The 1,056-nt window shown below is 40.9% G+C and carries 1 protein-coding gene; it reads right to left on the bottom strand.

Features of this window, described 5'->3' with window-relative positions; translation table 11 throughout:
• Positions 1 to 30 precede the first annotated feature (30 nt).
• A complete protein-coding gene (locus tag H5975_RS08305) occupies positions 31 to 954 on the bottom strand; it encodes an IS30 family transposase (protein WP_086118461.1) in 924 nt (307 codons plus the stop codon).
• Positions 955 to 1,056 lie beyond the last annotated feature (102 nt).

Genomic DNA, 1,056 nt, shown 5'->3' with positions numbered 1-1,056 from the left:
GGCAGATTGCAATAAATAACTTGAACAAATTTAATGACGCAGATTAAGCAAGAAGATCTCAATTGGAGTTCGCCAGTTCAAACATTTGAGAGGCCGTGAATTCAGATACCAGTTAATCTGAATCAATTCATCATCACTAATCTCTTCAATTGGCTGACCCTTAGGAATAAATCGCCGTAACACTCGATTACGATTCTCATTACTACCACGTTCATGCGGAGAATAAGCATGTGCAAAGTACAACGGCACGCCGGTATTTTTCTCAATTGATTGGTAGTTGGCGAACTCTTTCCCGTGATCAACCGTCAGTGTCTTGAGATTAGTTCCTAATTGATTAGCTAACTCAAGGATAGCCTTAGTCATTGAAGTGCTATCTCGTCCATCAAGCCGTTTAACGATAGTAAGGCGACTCTTGCGTTCGACAAACGTAGCTACTGCTTGACCTTTGCGCTTACCAGATAAAACCGTATCAGCTTCAAAATGACCTGCAATATTACGATCAGAAGCTTCAGCTGGACGATCTTCAATCGAACGACCATGACTAAAAGTACCACGAGTTTCTTTAGCCCGCTTACGGCGAATACCATGATCTGGTAAGTCAGTTAAGCTAATCTCTAAGAGGCCTTGATCAACCCAGTTATAGATAGTCTTATAGGCGATCATAACCACATGGGCTACTTGTTCAATTGACCATTTTTGGACCTTGATCTTTTCTTCGATTAGTCGTTTGAGGTTAACCGTTAATGAGCATTTCCGGCCACGATAACTAAGTTTAGTTTCGTGGTCGGCTTGCGCACTAGTCGCATGGTATTCACCCTTTAACCGGTGAATTTCATTAAAGATAGTAGTCTTACTAAAGCCCAGGTAATCAGCGATATATCGAAGAGATCGCTTTTCATGACGAAGCGTTTCGATGACAATGCGGTCTTCAAATGATAAAATAGTGGTGCCCATAAAGGTCCTTCTTTCTAATGGAATGTTGTGACGACACCATTAAAGACCTTTATGGGTTTTTCTGTCCACTAAAATGTTCAACTTAAATTTTACAATCTGCCA

This window comes from Limosilactobacillus coleohominis (genome assembly GCF_016901675.1).
Classification (GTDB): Bacteria; Bacillota; Bacilli; order Lactobacillales; family Lactobacillaceae; genus Limosilactobacillus; species Limosilactobacillus intestinavium.
This window is presented reverse-complemented; position numbering and strand designations above follow the sequence as displayed.

Coding starts and splice junctions, on each gene's coding strand:
- H5975_RS08305 (WP_086118461.1), bottom strand. CDS start 954: ATGGGCACCACTATTTTATCATTTGAAGACCGCATTGTCATCGAAACG.